Source organism: Pedobacter sp. 05L430 (assembly GCF_056397585.1).
Window position 1 is genome coordinate 1 of sequence record NZ_JBFTNT010000223.1, and the last position, 6979, is coordinate 6979.

General features: G+C 38.2%; 8 protein-coding genes. 5 read left to right on the top strand and 3 right to left on the bottom strand.

Features of this window, described 5'->3' with window-relative positions:
- Positions 1 to 1100 (top strand): ABC transporter permease (locus tag AC1DG9_RS20460; protein WP_477635150.1); only part of this gene is annotated, 1100 nt, incomplete at its 5' end.
- A gap of 271 nt (positions 1101 to 1371) precedes the next feature.
- Here the strand turns inward: AC1DG9_RS20460 and AC1DG9_RS20465 are convergent.
- Entirely contained in the window at positions 1372 to 2565 is a 1194-nt protein-coding gene (locus AC1DG9_RS20465) for a pyridoxal phosphate-dependent aminotransferase (RefSeq protein ID WP_172659152.1), read from the bottom strand.
- A 135-nt stretch (positions 2566 to 2700) separates the two neighbouring features.
- Between AC1DG9_RS20465 and AC1DG9_RS20470 the strand changes: the two genes are divergently transcribed.
- The 4 genes from AC1DG9_RS20470 (at position 2701) to AC1DG9_RS20485 (ending at position 6146) form a co-directional block, all read left to right on the top strand.
- Positions 2701 to 3678 carry a cation diffusion facilitator family transporter gene (locus AC1DG9_RS20470; RefSeq protein WP_172659151.1) on the top strand — a complete coding sequence of 326 codons (978 nt, stop codon included), beginning with the start codon at positions 2701 to 2703 and terminating at the stop codon, positions 3676 to 3678.
- On the top strand, positions 3675 to 4115 hold the full coding sequence (locus AC1DG9_RS20475) for an NUDIX domain-containing protein (RefSeq protein ID WP_172659150.1): 441 nt from the start codon (positions 3675 to 3677) through the stop codon (positions 4113 to 4115). Before AC1DG9_RS20470 ends, AC1DG9_RS20475 begins: the two co-directional genes overlap by 4 nt.
- Positions 4112 to 5380 carry an adenosylmethionine--8-amino-7-oxononanoate transaminase gene (gene bioA, locus AC1DG9_RS20480; RefSeq protein WP_172659149.1) on the top strand — a complete coding sequence of 423 codons (1269 nt, stop codon included), beginning with the start codon at positions 4112 to 4114 and terminating at the stop codon, positions 5378 to 5380. Before AC1DG9_RS20475 ends, bioA begins: the two co-directional genes overlap by 4 nt.
- A gap of 157 nt (positions 5381 to 5537) precedes the next feature.
- Positions 5538 to 6146 (top strand): hypothetical protein, encoded by a 609-nt coding sequence (locus tag AC1DG9_RS20485; RefSeq protein WP_172659148.1) that lies wholly within the window; start codon positions 5538 to 5540, stop codon positions 6144 to 6146.
- Here the strand turns inward: AC1DG9_RS20485 and pdeM are convergent.
- Complete coding sequence (pdeM, locus tag AC1DG9_RS20490) at positions 6143 to 6778, bottom strand: ligase-associated DNA damage response endonuclease PdeM (RefSeq protein WP_172659147.1); 636 nt, start codon at positions 6776 to 6778, stop codon at positions 6143 to 6145. The genes AC1DG9_RS20485 and pdeM overlap by 4 nt on opposite strands.
- The coding region (locus AC1DG9_RS20495; protein WP_477635151.1) for a hypothetical protein at positions 6768 to 6979 on the bottom strand (212 nt) is incomplete at its 5' end. The genes AC1DG9_RS20495 and pdeM, both read right to left, overlap by 11 nt.

Sequence of the window (6979 nt, forward strand, 5' to 3'; positions counted from 1 at the left end):
CTTTTAGAAGTAAACTGCAGGCAAGTATAGATAAACTGGGTTCTAAAACAATATTTGTTCAGAAATGGCCATGGGGTGGTTTTGGAGATTATCCGTGGTGGAAATATATGAACAGACCTGTGCCGTCGCTGAGAGATTATGAGTTGCTTAGGGATCGTCTGGAACATGCCGAAGGCTTGTCTTATGAAATCTGGGCAAATGAGAGAACCATTAAATACAGAAGTAATTCTGTAGAAGGTGTGGGAGTAAGAGCCGCTTCTCAGGATTTCAATAAAACATGGACCCTGGATTTTCAGGAAGGTCGATATTTTACTGAGAATGAAGGAAGGGCAGGTTCTCCTGTTGTTCTTATTGGTGCTCTTGTAGCTGAAGGTTTATTTAATGGAGAACCAGCAATTGGTAAATCCATAATAGTAATGGGCCGTAAATTGAATGTAGTTGGTGTTTTTAAGAAAGAAGGAGAAGATATTCTGGGTATGTCGCAGGATAAAAATATTGTAATGCCTTTAAATTTTGCGAAGGGTATTATGGATATCGAAAGCGATAGATATGATCCATCAATTACGGTAAGGGGTTTTGAACACATTGCTCTTGATGAGATTGAAAGTGAAATACAAGGGACTATGCGTTCCATTAGAAGGCTAAGGCCTGGTGTAGAGGATGATTTCTCTTTGAATAAGAGTACTATCGCATCTAATCAGTTAGATACCATGTTCGGAATGGTTGATATAGCAGGTTGGGTTATTGGTGGCTTTTCTATTCTTGTCGGAGGGTTTGGTATTGCTAACATTATGTTTGTTTCGGTAAAAGAACGCACCAATATTATCGGTATTCAGAAATCGCTGGGCGCTAAAAATTATTTTATTATGCTGCAGTTTCTATTTGAAGCAATAGCGCTGTGCCTGCTCGGAGGGCTGTTAGGCTTGCTCCTGGTTTACTTGGCTACCTTAGCAGCCAGTGCCGCCGGTTTTGAGATGATCTTATTTATGAAGAATATTATGCTGGGAATAGGTGTGTCTGTTATTATAGGCACAATATCGGGCTTTTGGCCGGCTTACGCAGCGTCGAGGTTGGATCCTGTTGAAGCGATTCGCTCATAATATGGCTTCGCTCTTTGCTTAAAAACTGAGTATTACTACTCAAAGGCTGGAATCTTTTGCCCTGAAAAAGGACAAAATTTCCTATGCCTTTTCCCAGAACACTCAGTTTTTAAATATGGCGCCTCAGCATAAACTCGCTAGTCCAACACGGATGGAGTAATAGGGAGAAACATAAAGAAATAAAAAGGCCTGTTCCGGATGACGAAACAGGCCTTTTGTTATATTTTGAGCTTGATGTCTAAGTACTAAATACCAATATCTAAGTACTAACTTAGCTCAATTTAGCTAAAGCAGCTTTGATTCTTGAAACTGCATCTCTAAGTTTATCTTCAGCTGCAGCATAGGAAATTCTGATACAATCGTTGTTTCCGAATGCTTCACCTGTAACAGTAGATACATGAGCTTCGTTTAATAAGAACAAGCTTAAGTCTTCTGCGCTATTGATGGTTTGAGTACCATCGGTTTTACCAAAGTAAGATTTTATTTCAGGGAAGAAATAAAAAGCTCCGTCTGGAAGATTTACCTTAACACCTGGAATTTCTGTTAATAGGGCATAAACGATGTCTCTACGTTTTTTGAATTCGCCAACCATTTCGTTTACCGTATCTAAACCACCCTGATATGCGGCTAAAGCCGCGCGTTGAGCGATAGAAGAAGTACCTGAAGTGATTTGGCCTTGTAGTTTATCGCAAGCATTTGCAATTTCTTTATTCGCAGCCATGTAACCAACTCTCCAGCCAGTCATAGCGTAAGATTTAGAGAAACCATTGATCAGGATTACTCTGTCTTTAACTGAATCAAATTCAGCAATTGAAGCATGTTTACCAACAAAGTTGATGTGCTCATAAATTTCATCAGAGATGATATAGATGTTCGGGTGTTTTTCAAAAACAGCTACTAAATCAGCCAATTCTTCTTTGCTGTAAACAGATCCGGTTGGATTGCATGGCGAAGAAAACATGAACAATTTGGTTTTAGGAGTAATTGCTGCTTCTAATTGCGCTCCTGTAATTTTAAAGTTGTTTTCAACTGTAGCGTTGATGAATACTGTTTCACCTTCACCAAGTTTAATCATTTCTGAATAAGATACCCAGTAAGGGGTTGGAACGATAACCTCGTCTCCTGGATCAACAAGACACATTACTGCGTTGGCAAGTGATTGTTTAGCTCCTGTAGAAACTACAATCTGATCGAAACCATAGGTTAATCCATTTTCTCTCAATAACTTTTCTGCAACTGCCTTACGTAGTTCAGGGTAACCAGAAACCGGAGTGTAGTAAGAGTAATTCTCATCTACAGCGGTCTTTGCAGCCTCCTTAACAAACTCAGGTGTAAAGAAGTCTGGCTCACCAAAGCTTAGGTTAATAACGTCTATTCCTTTTGCGGATAGCTCTCTGCCTAACTTAGCCATTTTAATTGTCTGTGACTCAGATAGGTTATTGATTCTTTTGGATAAAAATGTCATAATAATTTGTGCGTGGGCAAATTTAATTTTGTGCAGTGACAAATATATGAACCTCACTGAATTATAAACTAAAAAAAATACTTTTTAATGTAATTCGATAGTGAAACTGTATTTTTGGTGGCTAATCTCTATAAAGTGCAACCTAAAAAAAAGGCGATACTTCTTTCTTTATGCATCGGGATAGCGCTTATGCTGGCAAAATTTGTTGCCTATTTCATCACTCAGTCCAATGCAATTTTAACCGATGCTTTAGAGAGTATTGTGAATGTACTGGCCAGCAGCTTTGCGTTTTATAGCATCTATCTGGCCACCATCCCTAAAGATAAAAATCATCCTTATGGTCATGGTAAAGTGGAGTTTTTCTCAGCTTTTCTGGAAGGTACGCTAATAACCATTGCCGGATTGATCATTATCTTTAAATCTACTTACGATTTAATCTATCCTAAGCCAATTCATCAGCTTTTTGAAGGGGCTATTATTATAGGGGCAACCGGAATTGTAAACTTAATTATAGGTTTTTATCTGATAAATACCGGCAAAAAACACAATTCAATTACACTGGAGGCTGATGGGAAACACTTGCTTACTGATGCCATAACCAGTGCCGGTCTGGTGGTTGGTGTAATTTTAATACAACTCACCAAAATCTATTGGCTGGATAGCGTGATCTCGATTTTATTAGGATTATACATCATTTACAACGGATATAAGCTTACGCGAAGATCTATAGGTGGATTGATGGATGAAAGTAATATTGATCTTGTAAAAGACATTATCGAAATTTTGCAGAAAAACCGAAAGGAACCCTGGATAGATGTACACAACCTGAGGGCGCAGCAGTATGGTGCCGATCTGCATATAGATTGCCACTTCACGCTCCCTTATTATTTCGATCTCAATCGTGTTCATCAGGAAATATCAAGTATTGATAAGCTTATAAATGGCAATGCACATCGGAAAACAGAATTGTTTATTCACGCAGACCCTTGCTTACCTGCTTGCTGTAACTATTGTAAAATGAATGATTGTCCGGTAAGGAAGGAAGCCTTTAGAGGTGAAATTAAATGGACAATCGAGAATGCAACTAAAAATCAAAAACACTTCGATCAATGAGTTATTTTAATGTAAGAGTATACGGCTTACTAATTAATGCTGAAAACCAGGTACTGATTAGCGACGAACAATCTGGTGGCCGGACATTCAGTAAATTCCCCGGTGGTGGATTAGAGCTGGGTGAAGGTCTTATAGACGCCCTTAAACGGGAGTTTATGGAAGAATGCAACGCTGAAATTGAGATACTCAATCATCTTTATACTACCGACTTCTATGAGCAATCTTCTTTTAACGATAGTCAGATTTTAAGTATTTATTATACCGTAAAAGCATTACATCCTTTAGCGTTGAATTTTAAGACTGATGTATTTGATTTTGACGAAAATACCTTACAGTCGTTTAGATGGGTTAGTTTAAATGACCTTAAAACTGACGACGTGACTTTTAAAACTGACAAAACTGTAGTAGAACTATTAATTAAAGAAAGAAACCAATGAGTTTAGCCGAAAGGGATAAAAAAGTAATATGGCATCCTTACACACAAATGAAAAATGCAGCACCTCATGTCCCAATTGTAAGAGGAGAGGGTGTTTACTTATTTGATGAAGATGGCAAGAAATATATTGATGCCGTTTCCAGCTGGTGGGTTACCATTCATGGACACGCTCATCCTCATATTGCCGCTAAAGTTGCTGAACAATTAAAGACTTTAGAGCATGTAATATTTGCAGGTTTTACCCATGAACCGGCTGTACAGCTGGCAGAACGTCTGCTGCCATTATTGCCTGGTAAGCAGGAAAAGGTGTTTTATAGTGATAATGGATCTACAGCTGTAGAGGTAGCCATTAAAATGTGCTTACAGTATTGGGTTAATACGACCAAGCAGCCCCGTACTAAAATTATTGCATTTAGGGAGGCTTATCATGGCGATACGTTTGGTGCCATGTCGGTGAGTGGACGGAGTATTTTTACTGATCCCTTTGCTTCTCTTTTGTTTGATGTTGAATTTATTGATCTTCCTAATGAGCGGAATATTGAGCAGCTTAAATCTAAGATCAATTATCTTTCTAATGAGGTTGCCTGCTTTATATTTGAACCGATGGTTTTAGGTGCAGGCGGAATGTTAATGTATGAACCCCAGTATCTGGATCAGTTAATTGAAACTTGTCAGAAACACGGGATATTGACAATAGCAGATGAAGTGATGACTGGTTTTGGGCGCACTGGTAAGTATTTCTCCTGCGAAGCACTAAATACCAATCCTGATATTTTTTGTTTGTCTAAAGGGCTTACAGGTGGCACTATGCCAATGGGGATTACTACATGTAACCAAAAAATATTTGACGCATTTTTAAGTGATGACAAGCTTAAAACCTTATATCACGGACATTCATTTACGGCTAATCCGGTAACTTGTGCAGCCTCATTGGCCAGTCTGGATATTTTATTAAAACCGGAAACGCTTGAGAACATTCATAGAGTAGTAGCAAAACATGAAGCTTTTGCTTCACAGATAAAAGGTCATCCAAAGCTTAAGGATGTAAGGCAGGCAGGAACCATATTGGTAATGGAGTGGGAAACAGGTTCAGATACCTCTTATTTAAGTGGATTGAGAAATCAATTGTACAATTACTTTCTGGACAGGGGGATTATACTTAGGCCGCTAGGAAATATCATTTATATTTTAGCGCCTTATATAATCAGTAATGAAGACCTTGATTATATTTACCAAACTATTAATGAAGCACTAAACGATATATAAGAGTAGTCTGCGCCTCGTCATCTCGGCGATAGGAGAAATCTCTTGGTTATGCCATTTCAAGAAATCTCTCCTATCGTGGAGATGACGACCGCCTGTAAAGAAAAAGAAGACATCAAAAAAACAATGTGTTATTAGCAATATTATAATAAAAACAGTAATGAACATTAAACCGATTTTAGAGAACATAGTAAGCGATAATGTTTTACATGCCAAGTGGTTAAATACCTTGTCGTATATGGAAAATGCAGGTGCAAAGAAAATCTCTGCATCGGAGCATAAAGAAAAGGTGAACCTTATAATTCTTAAACATGCAGCAGAGGAACATCGTCATGCTTATTATTTAAAAAAGCAACTGGACAAACTGGATGGCGATCTTTGCAAAACCTATACCAGCGATGAGCTATTGGCTCCTAACGATACCAAATTTTATTTAAATGCTTTGGATGTAGCGGTATGCCGTTATTTGAAACAGCATTTTAATTTAAGCGGATATGAACTAAAGTTTGCAGCTTATCTTTTTGTAACCTATGCAATTGAGGTACGTGCAGATGAGCTATACCCTGTTTATCAGGATGTTTTAACTGCCGCAGGCAGCAAGGTAACCGTTAAATCGATCATTCTTGAAGAAGAAGGTCACCTGGAAGAAATGTTGAACCAACTTAGAAGCTTTGATGCGGACTGGGAAAAACATGCTGAACTGGTTATAAAAATTGAGCAGGATATGTTCAATTCCTGGATGCAAAATTTGAATAAACAAATTGCCTAAACCCTTACAACCTTAGCAGGTGTGATGGCATAAAAGCAATCGCCCTGCTCTGCATCTAATATTTTTAGTCCTGTAAAAACACTAAAAGCTGGTAATATGGCGCAATGTTTTCCAAAGTAAAAGCAAGGGAACTTCAATTGCTGCTTAGCCCTTCCATAAATAACTACACCTGGATGTATATGACCCGTGATGTTATAATATTCATCAACCTCTCCAGGTTTATCATGTATAAATCTAAAAGGTGCCAGCAGTAACTCTTTTTGATGGACTTCAATTCCTAAAGCCTCATAATCTTCATTCTTTAAATTGTCGTGATTTCCTTTTATCAAAATAACTTTAAGGTTGGCATAGCCATTTCGCCAGTGCATAAAAGCATTGGCGTCGCTGTTAATGTTATTGTGGAACATGTCGCCGGTAACCAGCAGATTTTCAGGGTTAAATTCCGACATCAAAGTGGTCAGTCTTTGTAAGTCGGTATGGTTTATTGCATCAGGAACTTGTATGCCTGATTTTCTAAAATGAGCAGACTTGCCAATATGAAGATCACTAATGATAAGCATTTTTCTGGCTGGCCAGTATATAGCTCTCTCATTGCTTAATATCAGTTGCTCGCCTTTACAATCAATGGTCATTTTTTTGCTTTTTTCTTTTTACCTGTACTCGTTTTTCCGATTCTGAAGTCATCCTTTCAATCCGCTGACTAAGTTCTTCACTGCTCATATTATCTCTTAAACTGTCTACTTTTATGGGGAAACAGAGTGGGGTATAACTGTCCGTTTTTATAATAATAACCTTACTGGCTTGTACGCGGTGTAGGGCTGCGGCTAATCTAG